This is a genomic window from Delftia sp. ZNC0008, from assembly GCF_000799035.1.
GTDB lineage: Bacteria > Pseudomonadota > Gammaproteobacteria > Burkholderiales > Burkholderiaceae_C > Comamonas > Comamonas tsuruhatensis.
The window spans coordinates 25,138-45,093 of sequence record NZ_JTKZ01000828.1; the positions used below are offsets into that span (position 1 = coordinate 25,138).

The following is a 19,956-nucleotide window of genomic DNA, read 5'->3' on the forward strand; positions in this document are numbered from 1 at the left end:
GTCACAACAAACCATTCCCGAAACTATTCCCCGCCGCTGTATGAACAAGAAGACCTTCACTGTGACATCCACCTGGGACGAGTACGCCCAGGTCACGCTCCAAGTAGATCTGGACATCCTGACTCCGGCCCTGGCCACCGAGATCAACCAGTTCTGGAGTGATGCCGACTGGCGGCTTGGGAAAGAGAGTGGCGACGTAGTGCGCACCGTCGTGCGCATGTTCGGCCACAAGGCAATTGTCTACATGATGGGTATCGGTGGTGCCGAGGTCAGCAACCTGGCTGGCGACGACTTCTGGACTCGCTCTGTCTTGTCGGAAGACGACGAGGGCTGGCCTGAATGCAAAGACCTGGGAATTTTGATCATTGAGGCGTCGGTGGGCATGTGCGGCTACGACGAGATGGAGCTTGAGGAGGTCAACCAGTGACGGCAGACACCACCCTTGTGAAATGCACTCGCTGCCGCAACTCGCACCGGCTTTCGGAGCGGCTTGCCAAGCAATGCAGTGGCGGGACCGAATCTGTCTGCCCGCGCTGCGGCGGCAAGAGCTACTACGACTGCACGCCTTATGTTGCCTGGTGCTGGGCATCGGGCTTGATTGAACTCGGCGAGGCTCTGCCGAGTACAGAGGCAATCGAGATCGCGCGAGGCCCCAAGTACGCGCTGGAAGTAGCCATCTCCGTCGCCGCCCGCCACGGGAAAGGCGCTGCCTCCAACCAGTTGCTGGTGCCTGGCGTGCCCGAGGCATCCGACCAGGCTGCCGGATTACGTGCCCTGCAGCAGTGGTTGGAGTGGCGGGGGCGATGCAAATCGCGCGATGGCGTGGTGTTCTCCAAGGGGGTCAAATGACGCGTGATGAAGCACTCCTGAAAATCAAGAAGTGCCTGGCTCTTGCGGCGAGTCCCGAACCACACGAGGCCGCAGCAGCATTGCGCCAGGCTCAAAAGCTCATGGAGCAGTTTGGCCTGTCGGAGACAGAGGTCAGCTTGGCTGATGTGTCTGAGTCGCCTCGCAAGGCTCCTAGCGTGCCGTTGGTGATATGGGAGGCCGCTTTGGCGCACGCTGTGGCTGAGGTGTTTGCGTGCGAGTACTTCACCCGCGCGCATCTGACTTTGGCTCCGAGCGGGTCACACCGCAAAGAGCGGCAGTTCGTTTTCGTCGGTGTGGGCATGGCTGCAGAAGTCGCCGGCTATGCCTTTGACGTGCTGGCTCGCCAATGCGCCAGGGACCGCCGCGCGCATATGGGACTGCAGTCTAAGAACTGCAAACCGAAGACCAAGGTAGCCCGGGGAGACCTGTATGCCACGGGCTGGGTTTCAGGCGTGCGCGCCCTGCTGCAGGCCTTCGCCGGTAACTCAGGTGACCAGGCGCTGGTGACGCGCTATATGGCCCACCAGTATCCGGCAATGGAGAAGGCCAAGTTCAAAGACCGCACCACGGGAAAGAACGTCAAGCACGACGACTTCGAGCGTGGCCACAAGGCTGGCCGAAGCGCTGAACTCAATCACGGTATCGCGGATAGCGTGGCACTCAAGCAAATCGAAGGTCGCTCATGATCAAAAACGCCATCATCTATCGCATCTCGGAGTCCTGGATGCCCGACCTGCAGGCGCTCGAAGCCGCGCTGGCCAAGAGTCCGTTTGCCGCGTGCGGCGCCACGCAGGAGCGCAGCGCTGGCTGGGTGCCGCCGCGTGGCGAGGAGCATGGTCTACTGGTCGAGTCCGTGGCCGGGCAATGGGTCATGCGCTTCATGACCGAGGCCAAGGTGCTGCCCGCCAGCGTGCTCAACCGCCGCGTGGAAGAAAAGGCCGATGCCATCGAGAAGAGCGAAGGCCGCAGGCCCGGCAAGAAGGAAAAGAAGGAGCTCAAGGACGAGGCCAAGCTGGACCTGCTGCCCATGGCCTTCACCAAGCAGGGAGCCATGTGGGTCTGGCTGGACCCCAAGGCCCGCATCCTGGTGCTAGACACCGGCAGCCAGGCGCGCGCCGACGAGGTGGTGAGCGCGCTGGTGGAGGGCATGACAGGCTTTGCGCTGGCCCTGCTGGACACGCAGACCAGCCCCCAGGCTGCCATGGCGCATTGGCTGACCACGCAGGAGCCCCCTGCCGACTTCGCCATCGACCGCGAGTGCGAACTCAAGGCTGCGGACGAATCCAAGGCCGTGGTGCGCTACGGACGGCACCCTCTGGACATCGCCGAGGTACGCCAGCACATCGAGCACGGCAAGCTGCCCACCCGCCTGGCGCTGACCTGGGATGGCCGAGTGAGCTTCGTGCTGACCGAGCAGCTGCAGGTGCGCAAGATCACTTTGCTGGATGCAGTGACCGAGAACCAGTCTCAGGACGATGGCGGCTTCGATGCCGATGTGGCGATCACAACGGGCGAGCTGTCCCGGCTGATCCCCGACCTGGTCGACGCGCTGGGCGGAGAGGGGCGGACGGGGTTGGGCCCGGTCCTGCCGGCATCGCTGCAAAAAGCTGGCGCGATGACCGGGCCGCGCCAAGCACCTGCGGATGCCGATCCCGATAGCGCTCCGTTTTAGGCCTGCGAGGCCCGCAGAGGCCTTCCAAATCGTTCCAAAAGAAAAATCCAGGGGGATGCCGCTGTCAGGGCGCTCCCCCGCTCAGATCGCCGGAAATCCAAACATGCCATCCGACGCCGAAAAACACTGCCCGCTGTGCGACGAGAGCTGGCCGGCAGATACGGAGTTCTTCTACCCGGATATCGCCAAGAAAGATGGGCTGTGCTTTTGTTGCAGGGCTTGCTACAAGAGCCGCTATCGCCCGACAGGCAATCGCACCAAGCAGCCGCTGCCGCCAATCGTCCGCCCCACCGATGCAATCGCCCAAGTCTGGAGCCTGCAATGACCGCCAATCACATCGCCGCCATCCATACGCTCAAGGGCAAGCTGCAGCTGACCGAGGAGGATTATCGGGCTCTGCTGTGCACCCTCACCGGCAAGACCAGTTCCAAGGCAATGTCCGAGGCCCAGCAGCAGCAGGTGCGCGAGCACATGCACAACCTGGCCGTGCGCATGGGCGTGGCCACCGCCACTCGCCGCCGCCCGATGTCTGGCCAGCAGTTCGACCAGGCCAAGCGCCAGGCGAGTCCCCGCGAGCGCAAGGTCTGGGCGCTGTGGATGCAACTGCACCGTGATGGCGTGGTCAAGGACACGCGGCGCAAGGCGCTGGATGCCTGGGTCGAGCGCCAGGTCGGCGTGTCGTCGCTGCGCTTTTGCACTGCAGCCCAGTTGGACGCCTGTATTGAAGCGCTCAAGTCCTGGCAGAACCGCGAGACCGTAGCATGACTGAGCGCCCGGACCTGACGGACCTCACGTCCGAGCAGATTGCACCGCTGGAGGCCCTGGTGAGTGCATGGCCTGAGTCGTGGCAAGATTTCGCGCGCAGTCACTATCTGACGCTGCTGGCACAGCAACCTGATCGCAGCCCGCAACGCCTGTCAAGCTGCGCCAGATTAGCGGCTGATCTGGCACAGGGCATTGCCCAAGACATGGGAGGCGCGCAGCCTTACATCAATGTGGGTACATTGTTCGCGGCAGGCGAGAAGGCGGCGCGCATCGTGGTCGCCTGGCGGGCTGGGCAGCCTTGGCAGTCCATCGCACGCGTTGAGGGTCTGACGGAACGTCGCGTACGGCAGATCGTCGAGGCTTGGCAAAAGGAGGTGTTCGCCCGCACCCAAGGCTGCCTGCCACTGGAAGACGCATAGGTCACATCTGTCGCAGTGACCTGAAGCGAAAAACTGAATTGCTTCAATGCGGGGCCGCAACGGCCTCGCGCGACATTGGCGGCTATGCCACAAGCCGCCACCCCATCCCCCAGCAACACTCCCGCCGCTACGCTGCCTGAGGGCATCGAGATCTTCCGCGCTGGCGCACGCATGGCCGATGACGGCACCGTGCACCACATCAGCGAAGCAGACCTGGCCGCTGCCGTGGCGGCATACGACCCGGCCGTCCATGAGGCGCCGCACACCGTCGGCCACCCCAAGCACAACGCACCCGCCTACGGCTGGGTCGCCCGCCTGGCCGTGAAAGACGGCTCGCTGCAGATCGCCGAGAACAAGCAGGTCGAGCCCCAGTTCGCCGAGATCGCCGCTGCCGGCCGCGTGAAAAAACGCAGCGCCTCGTTCTACCACCCGCAAGACCCCAGCAACCCCAAGCCCGGCATCTGGTACCTGCGCCATGTCGCATGGCTCGGTGCGCAGCCGCCTGCCGTCAAGGGGCTCAAGGACGTCAATTTCTCCGAAGACGACGCCGAGCGCGCTGTCTGCTTTTCCGAACCCGTCACCACTGATCAGGAGCCCGATGACATGAGCAAAGAACTGCAAGCCCAACTGGACGAAGCCAATGCAAAACTCAAAGCTGAACAGGACGCCCGCACCAAGGCTGAGGCCGAAGCTGCCGCGCAAGCCCAGGCCGCCAAGGACGCCAATGCGAAAGCCGCTTCCTTTGCCGAGCAGGCCCGCGCCGACCGCAAGGCCAACTTCGTGAGCTTCGCCGAAGCGGAGGTCAAAGCCGGCCGCCTGCTGCCCAAAGACAAAGCCATGGCCGTTGCCACGCTGGAGGCGCTGGCCGATGCCAAGCCTGTTGAGTTCGCCGAGGGCGACACGACCACCAAGATCTCGCCGTCCGCCTGGCTGCAGGGACTCATCTCCAGCGGCCAACCCGCCGTGAGCTTCGGCGAGTTCGCGGGCGGCAACGCGGGTCAGGGTGACCAGGCCGGCCAGGCCAAGGGCAAGAGCGATGCCGAGATCGACAAGGCCGCGCAAGAGTACATGCGCAAGCACAAGGTGAACTACTCCGAAGCGGTCACCGCCGTCACCACGTCGTTCACCAGCTGAGCGGCGTCCCCTATCACCTCATCACCAGGAACTGCCCAGATGACCATGACCCTTGCCGAGATCCGGCTCAAACAAAACCCCATCCTGACCAACCTGCTCTTGGGCATGGGCCAGGGCACCTACATCGGGGAAAAACTGTTTCCGCGCCTGCCGCAGGCGCTGTCCAGCGTCACGCTGGCCCAGTTGGGCGACGAGCGGCTGCGTCGCTACAACCTGCGCCGCGCGCCTGGTGGCCCCACCAAGCGCGTCAACATCAAATACGAGGGCAAGGTCTACTCGGTCAAGCAATATGCCGTGGACGTCCCCATGCCGCGCGAGTTGCTGCGTGAAGCCGATGAAGGCCGCAGGCTCAACGTTGGCAGCTACCTGGATGTGTCCCGCATCGCTATGGCGACTGCCAACGACATTCTGGGCCTGGACTACGAGCTCGAAGTGGCCCAACTGGCGACCTCGCCCGACACCTATGCGCCGGGCCATGTGTTGGCACTTGCGGGCTCCACCAAGTGGAGCGCGGAAACGGGCACCCCGGTGACCGACATCCGGGCGGCGGCCGATGTGATTCGCAAGAAGATCGGCAAACGTCCGAACCAGCTGGACCTCGGCGCAGATGCCTTTACGGCTTTGAGCACCAACAAGGAGGTCAAGAGCTACCTGCCCACCACCAACCTCGGCCCCGCCAACATCGAGCAGCTCAAGACCATCCTCAACGTCAGCGAGATCAACGTGGGCGATGCGGTCTGGATAGACGAAACCGACACCGGCCGCGACGTCTGGGGCAACAACGCTGTCCTCGCCTACGTGCCCAAGATCGGCGCGGGCGGCAGCTCTGACATCAGCCTGGCCGAGCCCGCGTTCGGCTTCACCAACGTGATTGAAGGCCACCCGTTCGCCGAGACCCCGTACTTCACCACGGACGGCACCAAGTCCTGGATCTACGGCGCGACCTATGAACGCCAGCCCAACGTTGCCTACAACGCCGCTGCTTTCCTTTTCACCAACGCCAAGTAGCCCACCGAACACCCTGCCGTGAGAGAAGGCCAGCAATGGCCTGGACAAGCCCCACGAGCCCCCGTTGGCTCGTGGGGTCGTCCGAAGCACGCAACCTAAGGAACCTGAAATGAGCAAACTGATTGCACTGGTCGCCACCGCCGTGATGCTGGACGGGGTGCGTACCGTCATTGAGCCTGGCGAGGAGCTGCCAGACCTGAGCCGCCATGACGTAAAGGAACTGCTGGACAGTGGCGCCGCCATGGACCCCGCAGCGCAGGCGACCACTGAAAAAGCCCGCAAACAGGAGGAGGCCGTGGCGCAGCGAGCCTTCCAAGAAGCGCGTCAACGCTTCCAGGAAGAGCGCGCATCCACCACGGTTCCAGGCTCGGCCGATGCGGGCGTAGACGGCCAGTCCAGTGCTGGCACAGCAGATGCCTCCGGGTCTGGTCAGGCCGGCCAGGCTGCTGACACCGCCCAGGCGCAGCAGCAAGCCGGCACAGATTCCGCCGCAACTGAGACGAGCCAGGCCGCTGCACCTGCCGCCAAGGGTGGCAAGAAGTCCAACCCAGCCCAGGAGTAAAAAAGCCATGGCATCGCAAAACAACACAGGCCGCCAATTTGACAAGCAGCACGCTGTCACGATCGTGGCCACGGCGATTCTGAAAGCCCATCGCTTCGTTGCCTACGATGGCGGCTATCCCGCTGCAGGCGGTGGCGCAAAGGACTCGCAAGGGGTTTCTGAGACCAGTGCGGAGATTGGCGAAGCCCTTTCTGTGGTCACCAGCTACAGCTACCTGGTCGAAGCGGCCGAGCCCATCGCCTTCGGGGACCGTGTCCTCTCCGATGCCACGGGCCGGGCCAAAGTCGCCACCACGGCGGAGCACTGCGGTGTCGCGCTGGGTGCCGCTGTCCAGGCGGGCCAGTTGATCGAAGTGCAGATCTGCAAGCACGTCCACGCCTGACCTGGTCGACAATGAACTACGCCACTGTCCAGGACATGGTCGACCGCTACGGCGAGGCCGAGCTGGTCCAACTGACCGACCCCGACCTGGTCGCCGTGCTGGAGGCGAAAGCCGTGCGTGCGCTGGACGACGCACAAGCCTTCGCCGATGGCTTCGTCGGGCGCGTCTACCGGCTGCCGCTGGCAGGCTGCGCCAAGCCCGCCCCGGTACCGGGCCAGCCCGGTGCGGTGCAGATGGTGCCTCCGCCCCAGCTCACGCGCATCGTCTGCGACGTGGCGCGCTACTACCTGTACCACCAGCTCGCGCCCGAGCATGAGGTGTATTTGCGCTACAAGGCGGCCGAGCGCGAGCTGCAGGCCATTGGCGACGGCAAGGCCGTCCTGTCCTGCCCCTGGGGCGGCTCGCCGGGCCTACAGCTCGCGGGCGACGCACCAGGTGATGCCGAGGTCTACAGCCACTTCAGCCCGCGCCAGGTCACCGACGACAGCCTGCGAGGGTTCGTATGAGCAACCAGGGTTTGACCATCGAGCAGGCCAATGACTTTTTGGCGCTGCAGCCGGCCCTGGTGGACCTGGTCCGCCAGGCCGTCGCCGGGATGAGTCCCGCCGTGCATGTGCTGACTGCCGCTGAATTGGCCGACGTGAAGGAGGCTGGGCAGCACACGCCGGCCGTGCACGTGGTCTATGCCGGCTACTCGGTTGCCGAGGCGATGGGGGTGCAGTGGCGCCTGCTGCACCGCTGGTACGTGGTCGCCGCCGTGCGCAATGTCTCCAATGCCCGCTCTGGCCAAGCCGCGCTGCTCGATGCCGGCACGCTGGGGGCGCGTGTCACGGGTGCACTCGCTGGAGCCGCACTGCCAGGTGCAAGCCGCACGCTGGAGCTCATCACACCGCCACCTGCCAAGTACAGCGCAGGCTTTCAGTACATCCCATCGGCCTTCCAGGTCGAGACGATCTTTCGCAAACCCACCCGATAGGAGTGCCCGCAATGGCCGAAATCATCAAGCAAATCTACAAGCCCAGCATGAATGTGGGCCAGGTCTATGCCCGCCCCTACGGCGCGGCCATCGCCCCCATGCCCATCGGCAACGTTCTGGAGTTGTCCCTGGAGCACACCGAGGATGTACAGACGCAGGAAGACATGACGCGTCTGGGTGGCGGCACGCATGCAGAAGTGCGGCGCGTGAAGGAGGTCAAGGTCAAGCTCAAGCTGGCCGACCTGAACGTGATCAACTATGCGCGCAGCGTGCTGGGCACCACCCAGGCCATCGAAGGCGCTGCCGTGGTCGATGAGCCTCACCACGCCTTCCTCGGCGGCCTGCTGCGCCTGGCGCACATCCAACCCACGGCTGTCACCCTGAAAAAAGGTGCTGACAAGGCCACGGCCACTCCCGTCACGGCCGCAGGCAACTACGAGGTGCGGCCGGAGGGTATCTACCTGCTGCCCGACGCTACGGATATCGCCAACAGCGACGAGCTGTGGGCGAGCTACACCTACGGCGCCTACGCCGCCATCGAGGCCCTCACGTCCAAGGCGCCTGAGCTGGAGCTGACTTTTGGTGGACTCAACGAAGCCGATGGCGGCAAGCCCGTGCTCGTGGAGATCTGGCGCGCAAGCCAGGGCATCACCAAGACCCTGGCCCTGATCAGCAAGGGCTTCGGGGCGCTCGATGTCGAGGGCTCGGTGCTGATGGACCCTACCAAGGTGGGCACGAGCATCAGCCGCTACTACAAGACCAGCATGGCGTGATTGGGCTGGCGCGGTGGAAGGCCGCGCCAGCCATCAAAGGCAAAACAGGGTTGTAGAAGAGGACGAGGGCCGTAGCGCCGCACATCATGAGCCAGCAGGACAAGCGCGTTGATTACACGATTGGCGTCAAGAGCGAGGGATTGAACAACCTCTCACGCCTGGCCGGTGGCCTGGATGAAGCCAGCGCCGAGGCTGCCGAGCTCAAGGCCCAGGCGGCAGAGGTCGCCCGCCAGCTCCAGGACGTGGCGCAGCAGCAGCAGGCCATAGATACGCTGCGCAGCCTGGGCGCAGAAAGCCGCACTTGCAGCCAGCAACTCGAACAGGCGAGCGCCAACGTGGACCGGCTGGCTGCCGCTCTTCCTGACGCTGCAGCAAAAACCCAGGCGCTGGCACAGGCCGAACGCCAGGCGGGCCAAGCGGTGCAGGCGGCTCAGGCCGACATCAAGGGCATGCAGCAGGCCCTGAGCGAACTGCGCAGCGGCAGCGACCAAGCCACACGTGCGACGTCCGAATACAAGGCTTCAGTGGCGCAGGCGCAATCGGCGATTGCCGAGCTGCGTCAACAACTGCAAGCCCAGAAAGAGGGTCAATCGCAAGCTGCGGCAGCTACGCGTACGGCGGCTGACGAAGAGAAGGCCCTGCAGCGCGAGTACGACGGTGCCACCAAGTCTGCCGGCAAGGCATCGGCAGCCCTGGGCGACAAACGCCGGGCCATGGAGACGACGCGCGAGGTAGCCCGCCAGCTGGGCTTGGATACCACCAGCCTGAGCGAGGCGCAAAAGCAGGTGGACGCAGCCTCACGTCAGGCCCAGCAGGGTCTTGAAGGCGCTGCACAGAGCGCCCGGCGCATTGCGCAAAGCCAGGCAGATGCAGCCCAGGCGGCGCGGGCGTTTGAGCAGGATCTGCGCAAGCTCGGCATGGATGGCGTGCAGGCACCTGCAGGCCTGGAGCAGGCGTTTCGCAAGCTGGGCATGGGCGGTGTTCGTCAGGCCGAGGCTGCCGTGCACGAACTGCAGGTGGCGTTGGCGCAAATCCGCAACTCGGCGGACATTCTTCCTGCGGACAAGGCTGCCGCCGTAGCCGCCTTCACCCAGCGCATAGGGCAACTGCGCGCTGAGGCCGATAAAACGACCGATGCCACCCAGCAACTGGGCACTGCCACGCAGAACACGGGCACCTCCATGGCCGATGCTGCGCGCAAGGCGGCGGCTTGGGGCGGAGCCCTGGTCGGGCTCGGCCAACTCAAGTCACTGGCAGAGAGTGTCGTCGAGACGGGGTCCCAGTTTGAAAACCTCCAGGTGCGCCTGAGCAACTTGCTGGGCAGCACCGAGTCGGCAACGCAAGCATTTGGGATGCTCAAGCAGTTGGCCGCCTCCACGCCATTCGATGTGGCAGGACTCACCGAGTCGTTTGTCACGCTCACCTCCTTCGGCATGAAGCCGACCGAGGCGCAGATGCGCTCCATCGCAGATGTCGCTGCTAACCTGGGTGGCGGCACGGATAAATTGACGGGCGTGACGCTTGCCCTGGGCCAAGCATGGACCAAGACCAAGCTGCAGGGAGAGGAAATCCTCCAGCTGGCCGAACGCGGCGTGCCGGTATGGGATGCCCTTGCGCGGGCGACAGGGCGAACCGTGCCCGAGCTGCAGCGCATGAGCGAGGCCGGACTGCTGGGCCGCGACGTGATCAGCAAACTCATCGACGAGCTGGGTCGCATGAACGAGGGTGCCAGCGACAGGCTGATGCGCACCTATGCGGGTGCGGTCGCAAATGCCAAGGACGCGCTGGCCGAGTTCTTTGACATGGTGGCGCAAGCCGGAGTGCTCGACTGGCTGACCGACAAGGTGCGCGAGCTGCTGGTTGAGTTCGAACGGATGAAGGAAAGCGGCGAGCTGCAGAAGAAGGCCAAGGAGATTGCCGATGCCTTCCTGCAACTGGCCACCATGGCGGAAACGGCAACGCAGGCATTGGTGGCGATGGCGCCTGCCATCGAACTGGGCGTCAAGGTGCTGCTGGCCCTGAAAGCTGTCAATGCCGCGCAAACGCTGTGGGCCGTGGCCACCGGGGCGCGTGCTGCCGGCGCCGGCATGACGGCTGCTGGGGTGGCCAGCGCCACGGCAGCAGTGCAGATGGACGCTGCGGCTGCCGCTGGCGGGCGCATGGCGATTGCATTGAGGATACTGCGGTCGCTGACGGGCATTGGCCTGGCCTTGGGGGTAGCAGAACTGGCTCAGGAGTTCTTTCGCGCCAAGCGTGCGGCGGAAGAAGGTGATGCAGCAGTTCGCAAGATGCTGGAGACGCCCCCAGCAACGAACCAGCCCAAGAAAGCTGTGGAAGACGTCAACGCGTCATTGGAAAAAACCAGCTTCAAAGCTACGGATGCGCTCACGGCGTTTGATCGCCTGATGGAGCAAGGCGGGAAAACCAGCGAAGCACTTTCCAAGATCGGCAAGGACTTCGACCTGAGCACAGCCCCTGGCATACGTGATGCCGCTGTGGTGCTCGATGGGTTGCTGCAGCAAGGAAAGATCACTGCAAAGCAGTTCCGCGACGAGTGGGCGAATCAGCTCAAGGACATCGATCTGTCCGACTTCGAGCTGCGTGCGCGCAGTGCGTTGGACAAAACGTGGGAAGGCGTTGGCCGCCTGAAGGAAATCATTGATGCGGGCTTGCGCGAAGCGGTGCGCAGGGCCGGCGGCGACTTCGATGTGATTTCTGGGGGGATGGGCAAGGCGGCGCAAAGTGCGATCAACGATACCCATCTGATCATCCAGAACCTGGACCGTCTGAAAGAGACGGGGGCGGATGTTGGACGCGTGTTGTCGTTGTCTCTGTCCAAGGCGATCAACACCGCAGACTCAGAAAAGGCACTGTCGGCAGTGCGCTCCCAGATTGAGCAGGTGCGCAAGGTACTCGGTGACAAGGTCGCCGACGGCCTGCTTGAACAGGCCAAGGTGAAAGCCGATGAGCTCAAGGACGCGATCAACAAGATCAAGCCTGGTATTGATGATGTCCGCGAGGCGATGAAGCAGTTGGGCATCACATCCGACGAGAGTCTCAAGAAAACGGCGGCTACCTCAAAAGAAGCATATGAGGTCATCCGCACCAGCGGAACGGCGAGCGCGCGTGAGTTGTCTGCTGGCTTCAAGCGTGCTGCGGAAGCCGCCATCGAGGCCGGTAACGGGATAGCACCGGCATGGGTCCGCAGTGAAGCCGCCATCCGTGGCTTCGACCTGGAGGTCGACAAGGCTGGCAAGAGCGTCCTCAAGGTGCGCGACAACATCGGCAGCGCTGCGGATGCAAGCCGACGTGCAGGCGGCTCGATGGCCGGAGACTGGAAGGGCGTTGCATCGGCTGTCAAGGAAGCGGACGCCGCCCTGGCGGCCTACCAGCAGCGCGTCAAGGAAAAGTATGGCCGGCCCGGCGAAGGCGACAAGCCAGAGGAGCTGGGCGAAGGCGTGCAGCGCATCGGCTCGGGGTACCGCAACAAAGACGGATTCAGCTCGGATGCCAAGGGCAATGTGCAGTCGCAGTTCGTCTGGACGCGCGCGATGATCATCGACTACCTCAAGCAGGCCGGACTTGATGAAGCGGTCGCTGTCGAGCTGTCGAAGCAATTCCTCGACGCAAACGGTGACGTGCCCTACGAGGCCTCGGACGTACAAATCCGGTGGGGCGGCAGGAACAGCACGCTGGCATCAGCATTGGGCAAGATGGCCGAGTACTACAAGTACGACGACAGCGGTAAGCATGAAGCGGCCTACATGCTGGAGCAGTCAAAGGGCAAGCCCTCTACGCCCGCGCCCGGCCCGGCACCTGCACCTGCACCTGGTCCAGCACCAGCCCCTGGCCAGGGCGGCAACACATACGTCAACAACATCACGATCAACGGTGTCGAGCCCTGGGGCTTCCTGCGTGGCACGACGACCCACACCAGTCAGCAAAGCGCCGATACCGAAGTTGACCTCATGCGCAAGCTGGCCCAGGCCAAGGGAGTGGCCCAATGATCACGCTCACCCGCGCAGGCACGACGCTTGAGCTTTCCGACCGGCTCATCTGGACAGATGAGTACGCATGGAGTCCTGCCGTCACAGAGACGCGCTACAGCACCAGCGGCGCGCTGCATGTGCATGTTGGCCTGCGCCAGGCCGGGCGGCCCATCACGCTCGATGGCCGCGATTCTCAAGCCTGGATACCCCGGGCGCTGTGCGACCAACTCCGTGCCTGGCAGGCGCTGCCTGGCTCGACGTTCCAGCTCACTGTCCGAGGCGTTGTCCGCGCCGTGCTGTTCCTGGAATTCCAGGCTGATCCCATCTGGCGCCTGCTCGACGGCGAGCACACCGCAGAGCTGCAGTACGTGCCGTCCTTTAAGTTCATGGAGATCTGAGAATGCCCTTGCTTGCTGGCGACATTCGCTTTGCCCGATCAGCCAACATGGCTGATGTGCCCGAAGGTGGTGGCCCGCCATCCGCTCAACTGCTCACATCAGGCCGGTCGAACGAGATTTTCCCGGACATTTCCGAAGAGACCAGGACTACCGGCCGCGTCGAGATTTATCAGGTTTTCGGCGTGCTCAGGAATACGGATCGCACGCCATTTATGGGCTGCAATGTGATCCTGGCAGAGCCCCCTGCAGACCCCAATGTCTCTGTCACGCTGCTGTCGCTCAAGAGCCCCTTTGCGACGCGCGCCGATATCGCCAGGCGCATCGAATCGGGAATGGCTGCCGGCAGTGAGTTCTCTGGCTACTTGCTTGAGAACCACTACACGACGATGCGCAGCATCCAGATATTCCAGCGGCCTGGCATGCCGCCCCCGGCCATCGGGCGCACCTTCGTCCTGGTCTACAACGAGGGCCAGGCCGGCGAGCGCCGGCAGCGCATTCGCATCAAAGCGACGGACACCGTGACCCGCATGTTCACAGAGACCTCAGGTGGCCAGCTGGTGGACTTCCTGGCCCAGGTCACGACGTGCGAGCTGTTCGACGGCCTGCTCTACGACTTCCCGGGCTCGCCTGCAGCGCGCACCTTCGCACGTGCCGCAGGCAAGACGCTGACGCGCGAGACCGTCTACAGCGACTCGGGCCTTTTTTACAGCGCCACTCGTCTGACCGTGGCGAGCCAGATCAATGACGCCTGGCTGCAGCTCGCCAGCATCTACACCCAGGTCGTGCCCAACAGCCGCTCGGAAGTTGCATCGGTCGACCAGATGCCGGCCGCGCGCCGCACGGTCCTGCTCGCAGAGGCGCCGCGCCGTGTGGAGGTCGGCATCACGCCTCATACACAGCGATATGTGATCGATGAAGCCAGCGCGGGCCTGACCTTCGTCTGGCAATGCAACCCGTTGCCTGAGCCCGGCACGATCTTCATCGACTTCTGGGCCTTGGGCCAGCGCTACACCCTGACCGATGACGGCAACGGCAAGCTGGTGGGGGCGGGCGGCGGCGCGGTCAACTACCTCACAGGCAGCATCAGCGCGACGCTCAAGTCCATCCCGGACATTGGCAGTGCCATCGCACTAACCCATGGCGCCCGCGTGTCGTACACCAACCGCGCCCACCAGGGCGCAGCCATCCGCCCCCCCGAGTACTGCTGGGTTGTGGGCGGCCAGGACGAGGCGACAAAGCACGACCGCATTGTGCCGGGCACCCTGGTCGTCAAGTACACAAGCGGCGGCGAGGTGCGGACCGTCACAGAAGCCGGCGCGGGCAAGCTCGCGGGCGCCGCGACGGGCGTTGTGGACTACCACAGCCGCACGGTACTGCTGCGGCCGAGCTTCATGCCAGACCCCGGCGCTGAGCTGCAGGTCGACTGCCAGCTCGAAACGCTTGTGACGGAGTTCATCAATGCCGGGCCCGACGCCACAGGGATTGCCGCTTTCAGCCTTGCGCAGCAGCCTGCGGCCGGGACGTTGCAAATCGAGTGGTGCGTCGCGCGGGCAGTGAGCCAGACCGCCGGCGGCAACTTGACCACCACGACGTCGAGCAAGACCGCAGACGTGAACTACATCTTCAAAGCGACGCCGGAATGGCAAGAGCCGCAGTCGCCCGGTCAAAACATCGCCATTCGTGCAGCATACGTATAGGACGCCCCATGGCCTACGAGATGATCCTCCGCCCCGTGGCGGTCACAACAACAAACGGCAGCAGCGCGAGCCTCTCTGAACAGAGTGGCACCACGGCCGACAACCGCCTGGTCTCTATCAAGACGGTAACCGACGACGGCGCAGGACGCTTCGCCGCAGCCTTGGGCACCGTGGACTATGCGGGCAAGCAGGTCTCGCTCAAGATGATCGAGTTCGACCGCAAGACGGAGTCCTACCGCAGCGACTACGAGGACTCCAAACAGTTCTCGCGGGCGGTGGGCGATGGCTCGGGCGTCTGGCAGGACAACGGCCGGAAGGGCGGCGAATATGGGACCGCAAGCGTCGGGGAAGAGATGCTCGGGGGCTCCAGCATCGTCGCGCGGTACCGCGTCGGGGCCGGCGTACCGCACAGCCACAGCGAGACATACAAGCCTGCCGAGGTCACGATGGACCTGTGCCCCTACACGTCACAGCGCGTCGTCGCGGGCAGCGTGCAGTTTCGCTGGATGGGCCAGACATACGTCGACTTCGAGGGCGTGATCTATCGCGGCCGCACGGATACCGATCCTGGCATTGCCAGCGGCAAGATCGACTATGCGGCCGGCACAGTCGGCATGTATGACTATGTCGTGGGTGGGTCCGGGGCCACGGACTTTCAGTTGCAGAGCCTGTGGACACAGGCCGGGCAATGGTCCACCGCAAGCGTGTTTTTCAATACGGACGCGGCACCGCTGCGGGCCGGCGCGGGCGGCTTCGTGCTGACGGTGGTGGACACGCGCGGCAACACGCTGACGGCCAACGTCGACGCGCAGGGCAACATCACGGGCTCGCACATGTGGGGCCGCGTCGACTTCAGCCGTGGCGGCGTCCAGCTCATGTTCGGCGACTTCGTGCTCGACACCAGCCTCACAGCCGAAGACAAGGCCGAGTGGTGGTACAGCGCAGCCGATGTGGGCGCCGTCCAGCCAGGCCGCATCTGGCGGCCGTGGCCGGTGGACCCGACGACGCTGCGCTACAGCGCTGTGAGCTACATCTATCTGCCTGTGGATGTGACGCTGATGGGCATCGACCCGGCCGCGCTTCCCTCTGACGGCCGCGTCGCGTTCGCCCGGCCTGGTGACACGTGCGTCATCGGCACCACGCATGGCGGCGTCCAGTTCGTCCCTGAAGTCGGGCAGACGTTCAATTTGGGCCATCAGCGCCTGTCCTTCGTCCAAGTGCTGGACGCGGCCACGGGCGCAGAGATCCGCACGGGCTATACCGCCGACCTGGACGCCGGCACCGTCAAATTCACCGACCTGGCCGGCTACCCAGCCGCCGTCAAAGTCATCGGCCGCACCGAGGTCTACCGGCAGATCGCAGAGGTTCGCATCGACGGCAAGGTCAAGCTCACGCAGCCCGTGGGCTATGCCTTTCCTGCTGGGGCCGTGTTCTCGACCGCGCTGCGCTTCGGCGACCGCTTCGCCCGCGTCTCCCGCGTGTACGACCAGGCGAGCTGGAACGGCACGACCTGGTATGACGGCCTGGACCCTTCCAAGGGCGAGGCCACGGCCACATACCGGCACAACGATTTCCCTATCGAGGTCTCCAACCTCGGCGCCATCACCGAGCGATGGGCGCTGCGCATCCGGCAAGACGGCAGCACGTTTGACTTGATTGGCCAGCACCTGGGCCAGATCGCCAGTGGCAGCCTCAACGTGGACTTCGCGCCCATGAACAGCGCGGCCGGTGCGCCCTACATGCGTGTGCGTGCCGAGGGCTGGGGCGCGGGATGGGTCTCGGGCAATGTGGTGTTCATCGACACGATAGGCGCGGAGGCCGCAATCGACATGGTCCGCTGCACGCAGCCTTCGAGCCCAGCAGGCATTGATGACCGTTGCTGGATTGTCCAGCGCGGCGACGTGGGCCGCGCGCCCGAGGCCTCCTTCTAAATCAATTCAGAGAGCACATCCATGGCATCCCCTGTTGATACCTCCGTCAAACACTTCCTGAGCACCATGAGCGGCGCCCCTGCGCTGAGCGGCACCGTCGGCTCGTACATCGCCCTGCTCGACGCGCTGCTGGTGACCGGCTTTGACACCAAGACGCTCACGTCGCTGACGGTCCTGGGCGGCGTGGCCACAGCTGCGTTTCCCGGGCAGCACAGCGCCATCGTGGACTCCGTGATCCTTGTTGCCGGTGTGGCTGGTGGCCCGGCCGGCTGGGCCGGGCACAACGGCGAGCAGAAAGTGACGGCCGTGGGGGCCGGCGTGGTGCGCTTTGCGACGACGCTGCCCGATGGCACATACACGGGAACGATCACGATCAAGATGGCACCAGCTGGCTGGATCAAGGCGTACACAGGCACGAACATCGCCGTTTACCAGAGCGCGGACCCGCAGTCGAGCAAGATGCTGCTGCGCGTCGATGACACAAGCGCCCAGTGGGCGCGGGTTCGCGGGTTCGAGACCATGCAAGATGCGAACACAGGCACTGGCTTATTTCCACTCGATAGCCAGCAAAGCGGCGGCGGCTACTGGCCGAAGGCAAGCACGGCCAACAGCAATCCTGTGGGCTGGGCTTTCGCGGCAGACAGTCGATTCTTTTACATCTCAACGCTGCCAGGCACTGCCAACGCTGCAAATCGGCAGATCGGGAATATCCGCGCGTTCGGTGATCCTGTCGTAACACGGCCATCGGGCGATGCATACGCTTGCTTGCTCAACTACTCAACTTCAGGCACCAGCTACTCCCAGTACGACAACTGCTTGTCTTCCACTTCGGCCGGGATTTCTGCGTGCGCGCGCGCGTACTCGGGGCTTGGGTCGTGCGTGCTGCACAAGCTCAATGTGTGGGGAGCGGGGGGTGTCTCGCCTACCCAAATTAGCGGCATCACCAACGTTCACGGTGCATTTCCAAACCCCATCGATGGCGGCCTCTACCTGACGCGACGCGTCATCTCTACTACTGACAACTACTTGCCAAGGGCGGAGATCCCAGGGTCCTATCAAATGCTGCAGTCCGCCGGCTACGACAGCTTCCGCTATGGCGACAAGGTTCCCGGCACGGGTGCGCTCACTGGAAAAACTCTGGTAGCAGTGCACGGCGCGGGCGGCAGCAACTTCGACAACACCTCTTCGAGCGGCAACACTAGCGTCTTGTTCATTGACGTGACCGGGCCTTGGCGCTGACACCATGGCAGCACATCGCTACTGGCGCGCCTGGGGCATGGAGCCCTACGACAACGGCGCGGTGATCGAACTGACAGAGTTCCAGCTTCTCGCCGGAACAACGCGCGTGGATGCTTCAGCCACGCTCACGGCAAGCAACGGCGCCAACGTCGCCGCGCTGTCAGATGGTTCGGCTGTCTCGTCGGTCAGCCTGCCGCGCGGGGTGACGTTGATCTGGGATTTTGGAGCGTCGCCGCAGGACGTGACAGACATCCGCCTCGGCTCGTCTGCCAACCCGCTGCGCTTTTCTCTCATGGCGACCCTGCAATGGTCCGACGATGGCGCGCTGTGGACCACTGCATGCAGCTACTGGGGTATCGCATGGCCCGGCCCGCGAGCCCTGACTGCAAGCGCCATGGGCTTTCCGCGCACGCCAACCAACGAGGCTGTGCAATTGCTCATCGACTTTGAAGCAGATACTTCGGTGCCACGCAACCTGGCGTTCGGTGGTGCTCAACTTGTCCAGTACGGCGGCTCGTCAGCTGCCCGCAGCACTGCACAAGCCCGGTTCGGCGCAGCTTCATGGTTCGCAGGCAACGATACAAGCCGCATCCAGGTCGACGGATTCAGCTATGGAGGCGGGGACTTCACGCTACAAGCATGGTCGTACTTCACGGGGCCGACAGCAACCACCTGGTCGCACTTGCTTCAGCTCGGCTCTGACCTCAACAATCGGGCCAACATCGGCGTCTATAACGGCAAGTACGTGCTGTATGCGACCAACGGTTCGGCAACGCTCAATCCTGGTACCGGGCGGGCCGTGCAGCCCAACACCTGGGTGCACCTTGCGCTCGTCCGTGCGGGATCGATATACACGATGTTCGTGGACGGCGAAGCGGCTTTTACCGGGTCGAGTCCGGCAGGGCCTGCGGCGTTTGCCAGCGGCAGCATCGCGCTCGGTATGCAGCAGTTCAATGGCGTTTCTTCGGACCGATGGCTCGGCTGGATCGACGATGTCTGCTTCAGCCCCCGCGCAGAGTACACGGGGCCGTTCGCTGTGCCTTCATTGCCTCTCAGCGCCCAGGCATCGACCATCTTGCTCAACCGCGTCGCAGGCCGAGCCTTGTCTTCCGGGTTTGTCGTAGCTTCACCTGGCGGCGCTATGCCACCGACTGGCGAAACTCTCCTCGGGCTTGTAGGCAAGTCCAGGACCAACTATTTGTTCGACAGGGCAGCCAACGGCCGCATTCGTGGCACGGTCGAGCGCGATGCGTCGCCTGCAGACGTGCCGCTGCGCCGGCGCGTGACACTGCTCCGCGACATCGATCTGATGGTCGTCCAGCAGCAGTGGAGCGACGCAGCGACCGGGGCCTACGACTTCCAGTACATCGAGACCGAACACGCTTACACGGTCATCGCCCACGACTACGAGCACAACTACCGCGCGGTCATCGCCGACAACCTGAGCCTGGTCACGGGCGGAATGGAGCTGATGCCATGAGCGCGCCAGCCAGCGATTGGGAGATCACGCAAACGACGGCCTTGGCGCAACTGGCTGCGATGCTGACACGCGCAGACACCGGGCCAGGCCGGGCCAGCTTGGCGCTTTTCTCGACAGCCAGGCCGGCGCTGATCACGGACCCGCATGCGGATGCGCCCCAGGCCGAGATCGTCCTGGCCAAGCCCAGCGGCGCGATCATCGGCAGCAGCCTGGTGCTGTATGTTGAGACGCCTGCAGGCGCCATGGTGCAGTCCAACGGCCTGCCGAGGTGGGCCGAGTGGCGTGCGGCGGATGGCGCCGTGCTGGCGCGCTGCGATGTGACGGACATGGACCACGGCGGCGGCTTGCGCGTCGTCGGCGGCGCCACGCCCGAGGGCGAGTCATCGCCGATGCTTTACACGGGCGGCCTGGTCCAGCTCGGCATGGTGGCCCTGTCATGACAGAGGGCACCAGGCTGCTCTTTCGTTCCGCGCCGCACACGGGCAGTCCCGTGCCGCTGGTGTTCGGGCGCGACGATGGAAGCACACCGCCGCCCGTCACTGTCGAGGGCGGCGGTCGCATCACGGGCCTGCGCGGCCACATCCGCGCCCGCGTAGCAGTCCGCGCCTCGGGGGCGGGCCGCGTGACCGGCTTGCGCGGCCACGTCCGCAGCCAGTGGGAT

The 19,956-nt window shown here is 64.3% G+C and carries 21 protein-coding genes and 1 pseudogene; all 22 read left to right on the top strand.

Features of this window, described 5'->3' with window-relative positions:
• Positions 1–40: 40 nt before the first annotated feature.
• The gene (locus L995_RS26530) at positions 41–427 is read left to right on the top strand and encodes a DUF2528 family protein (RefSeq protein WP_051170601.1); all 387 of its coding nucleotides are present in this window, start codon (positions 41–43) and stop codon (positions 425–427) included.
• Positions 424–849, top strand: a complete 426-nt coding sequence (locus L995_RS26535; RefSeq protein WP_016446694.1) for a hypothetical protein — start codon at positions 424–426, stop codon at positions 847–849. The genes L995_RS26530 and L995_RS26535 overlap by 4 nt, the downstream gene beginning before the upstream one ends.
• Positions 846–1,556: a DUF2786 domain-containing protein gene (locus L995_RS26540; protein WP_016446693.1), complete on the top strand. Its 711-nt coding sequence runs from the start codon at positions 846–848 to the stop codon at positions 1,554–1,556. The genes L995_RS26535 and L995_RS26540 overlap by 4 nt, the downstream gene beginning before the upstream one ends.
• Complete coding sequence (locus L995_RS26545) at positions 1,553–2,542, top strand: recombination-associated protein RdgC (RefSeq protein ID WP_016446692.1); 990 nt, start codon at positions 1,553–1,555, stop codon at positions 2,540–2,542. The genes L995_RS26540 and L995_RS26545 overlap by 4 nt, the downstream gene beginning before the upstream one ends.
• Positions 2,543–2,645: 103 nt before the next feature.
• Positions 2,646–2,867, top strand: coding sequence for a hypothetical protein (locus tag L995_RS33535; RefSeq protein WP_016446691.1), 222 nt, complete (start codon positions 2,646–2,648; stop codon positions 2,865–2,867).
• Positions 2,864–3,307, top strand: a complete 444-nt coding sequence (locus L995_RS26550; protein ID WP_016446690.1) for a regulatory protein GemA — start codon at positions 2,864–2,866, stop codon at positions 3,305–3,307. Before L995_RS33535 ends, L995_RS26550 begins: the two co-directional genes overlap by 4 nt.
• Entirely contained in the window at positions 3,304–3,726 is a 423-nt protein-coding gene (locus L995_RS26555; RefSeq protein ID WP_016446689.1) for a Mor transcription activator family protein, read from the top strand. The genes L995_RS26550 and L995_RS26555 overlap by 4 nt, the downstream gene beginning before the upstream one ends.
• An 84-nt stretch (positions 3,727–3,810) precedes the next feature.
• Entirely contained in the window at positions 3,811–4,860 is a 1,050-nt protein-coding gene (locus tag L995_RS26560) for a hypothetical protein (protein WP_016446688.1), read from the top strand.
• Between the two features lie 39 nt (positions 4,861–4,899).
• On the top strand, positions 4,900–5,868 hold the full coding sequence (locus L995_RS26565; RefSeq protein WP_016446687.1) for a major capsid protein: 969 nt from the start codon (positions 4,900–4,902) through the stop codon (positions 5,866–5,868).
• Positions 5,869–5,977: 109 nt separating this feature from the next.
• Positions 5,978–6,430 carry a hypothetical protein gene (locus L995_RS26570; RefSeq protein ID WP_016446686.1) on the top strand — a complete coding sequence of 151 codons (453 nt, stop codon included), beginning with the start codon at positions 5,978–5,980 and terminating at the stop codon, positions 6,428–6,430.
• A 7-nt stretch (positions 6,431–6,437) separates the two neighbouring features.
• Positions 6,438–6,812, top strand: a complete 375-nt coding sequence (locus tag L995_RS26575; protein ID WP_016446685.1) for a DUF2190 family protein — start codon at positions 6,438–6,440, stop codon at positions 6,810–6,812.
• A gap of 11 nt (positions 6,813–6,823) precedes the next feature.
• Positions 6,824–7,318, top strand: a complete 495-nt coding sequence (locus tag L995_RS26580; protein ID WP_016446684.1) for a gp436 family protein — start codon at positions 6,824–6,826, stop codon at positions 7,316–7,318.
• Positions 7,315–7,788, top strand: a complete 474-nt coding sequence (locus tag L995_RS26585; protein ID WP_016446683.1) for a phage tail terminator protein — start codon at positions 7,315–7,317, stop codon at positions 7,786–7,788. Before L995_RS26580 ends, L995_RS26585 begins: the two co-directional genes overlap by 4 nt.
• 11 nt (positions 7,789–7,799) lie before the next feature.
• A complete protein-coding gene (locus L995_RS26590; RefSeq protein ID WP_016446682.1) occupies positions 7,800–8,561 on the top strand; it encodes a hypothetical protein in 762 nt (253 codons plus the stop codon).
• A gap of 86 nt (positions 8,562–8,647) precedes the next feature.
• Entirely contained in the window at positions 8,648–12,568 is a 3,921-nt protein-coding gene (locus tag L995_RS26595) for a tape measure protein (protein ID WP_047474323.1), read from the top strand.
• Complete coding sequence (locus tag L995_RS26600) at positions 12,565–12,948, top strand: hypothetical protein (RefSeq protein WP_047474325.1); 384 nt, start codon at positions 12,565–12,567, stop codon at positions 12,946–12,948. The genes L995_RS26595 and L995_RS26600 overlap by 4 nt, the downstream gene beginning before the upstream one ends.
• 2 nt (positions 12,949–12,950) lie before the next feature.
• Positions 12,951–14,645 carry a hypothetical protein gene (locus tag L995_RS26605; RefSeq protein ID WP_156136142.1) on the top strand — a complete coding sequence of 565 codons (1,695 nt, stop codon included), beginning with the start codon at positions 12,951–12,953 and terminating at the stop codon, positions 14,643–14,645.
• Between the two features lie 8 nt (positions 14,646–14,653).
• The gene (locus tag L995_RS26610) at positions 14,654–16,576 is read left to right on the top strand and encodes a hypothetical protein (protein ID WP_047474326.1); all 1,923 of its coding nucleotides are present in this window, start codon (positions 14,654–14,656) and stop codon (positions 16,574–16,576) included.
• Positions 16,577–16,597: 21 nt separating this feature from the next.
• Positions 16,598–17,815 carry a hypothetical protein gene (locus L995_RS26615; RefSeq protein WP_052195874.1) on the top strand — a complete coding sequence of 406 codons (1,218 nt, stop codon included), beginning with the start codon at positions 16,598–16,600 and terminating at the stop codon, positions 17,813–17,815.
• Positions 17,816–17,819: 4 nt separating this feature from the next.
• On the top strand, positions 17,820–19,295 hold the full coding sequence (locus L995_RS31510) for a LamG domain-containing protein (protein WP_082001639.1): 1,476 nt from the start codon (positions 17,820–17,822) through the stop codon (positions 19,293–19,295).
• Positions 19,292–19,735, top strand: coding sequence for a hypothetical protein (locus L995_RS26625; protein ID WP_047474328.1), 444 nt, complete (start codon positions 19,292–19,294; stop codon positions 19,733–19,735). Before L995_RS31510 ends, L995_RS26625 begins: the two co-directional genes overlap by 4 nt.
• Positions 19,732–19,956, top strand: a pseudogene (locus L995_RS32475) (hypothetical protein); the annotation flags it as partial. The gene L995_RS26625 and the pseudogene L995_RS32475, both read left to right, overlap by 4 nt.

Coding starts and splice junctions, on each gene's coding strand:
- L995_RS26540 (WP_016446693.1), top strand. CDS start 846: ATGACGCGTGATGAAGCACTCCTGAAAATCAAGAAGTGCCTGGCTCTT.
- L995_RS26530 (WP_051170601.1), top strand. CDS start 41: ATGAACAAGAAGACCTTCACTGTGACATCCACCTGGGACGAGTACGCC.
- L995_RS26595 (WP_047474323.1), top strand. CDS start 8,648: ATGAGCCAGCAGGACAAGCGCGTTGATTACACGATTGGCGTCAAGAGC.
- L995_RS26590 (WP_016446682.1), top strand. CDS start 7,800: ATGGCCGAAATCATCAAGCAAATCTACAAGCCCAGCATGAATGTGGGC.
- L995_RS26570 (WP_016446686.1), top strand. CDS start 5,978: ATGAGCAAACTGATTGCACTGGTCGCCACCGCCGTGATGCTGGACGGG.
- L995_RS26550 (WP_016446690.1), top strand. CDS start 2,864: ATGACCGCCAATCACATCGCCGCCATCCATACGCTCAAGGGCAAGCTG.
- L995_RS26555 (WP_016446689.1), top strand. CDS start 3,304: ATGACTGAGCGCCCGGACCTGACGGACCTCACGTCCGAGCAGATTGCA.
- L995_RS26565 (WP_016446687.1), top strand. CDS start 4,900: ATGACCATGACCCTTGCCGAGATCCGGCTCAAACAAAACCCCATCCTG.
- L995_RS26605 (WP_156136142.1), top strand. CDS start 12,951: ATGCCCTTGCTTGCTGGCGACATTCGCTTTGCCCGATCAGCCAACATG.
- L995_RS26575 (WP_016446685.1), top strand. CDS start 6,438: ATGGCATCGCAAAACAACACAGGCCGCCAATTTGACAAGCAGCACGCT.
- L995_RS31510 (WP_082001639.1), top strand. CDS start 17,820: ATGGCAGCACATCGCTACTGGCGCGCCTGGGGCATGGAGCCCTACGAC.
- L995_RS26580 (WP_016446684.1), top strand. CDS start 6,824: ATGAACTACGCCACTGTCCAGGACATGGTCGACCGCTACGGCGAGGCC.
- L995_RS26545 (WP_016446692.1), top strand. CDS start 1,553: ATGATCAAAAACGCCATCATCTATCGCATCTCGGAGTCCTGGATGCCC.
- L995_RS26625 (WP_047474328.1), top strand. CDS start 19,292: ATGAGCGCGCCAGCCAGCGATTGGGAGATCACGCAAACGACGGCCTTG.
- L995_RS26560 (WP_016446688.1), top strand. CDS start 3,811: ATGCCACAAGCCGCCACCCCATCCCCCAGCAACACTCCCGCCGCTACG.
- L995_RS26615 (WP_052195874.1), top strand. CDS start 16,598: ATGGCATCCCCTGTTGATACCTCCGTCAAACACTTCCTGAGCACCATG.
- L995_RS33535 (WP_016446691.1), top strand. CDS start 2,646: ATGCCATCCGACGCCGAAAAACACTGCCCGCTGTGCGACGAGAGCTGG.
- L995_RS26610 (WP_047474326.1), top strand. CDS start 14,654: ATGGCCTACGAGATGATCCTCCGCCCCGTGGCGGTCACAACAACAAAC.
- L995_RS26585 (WP_016446683.1), top strand. CDS start 7,315: ATGAGCAACCAGGGTTTGACCATCGAGCAGGCCAATGACTTTTTGGCG.
- L995_RS26600 (WP_047474325.1), top strand. CDS start 12,565: ATGATCACGCTCACCCGCGCAGGCACGACGCTTGAGCTTTCCGACCGG.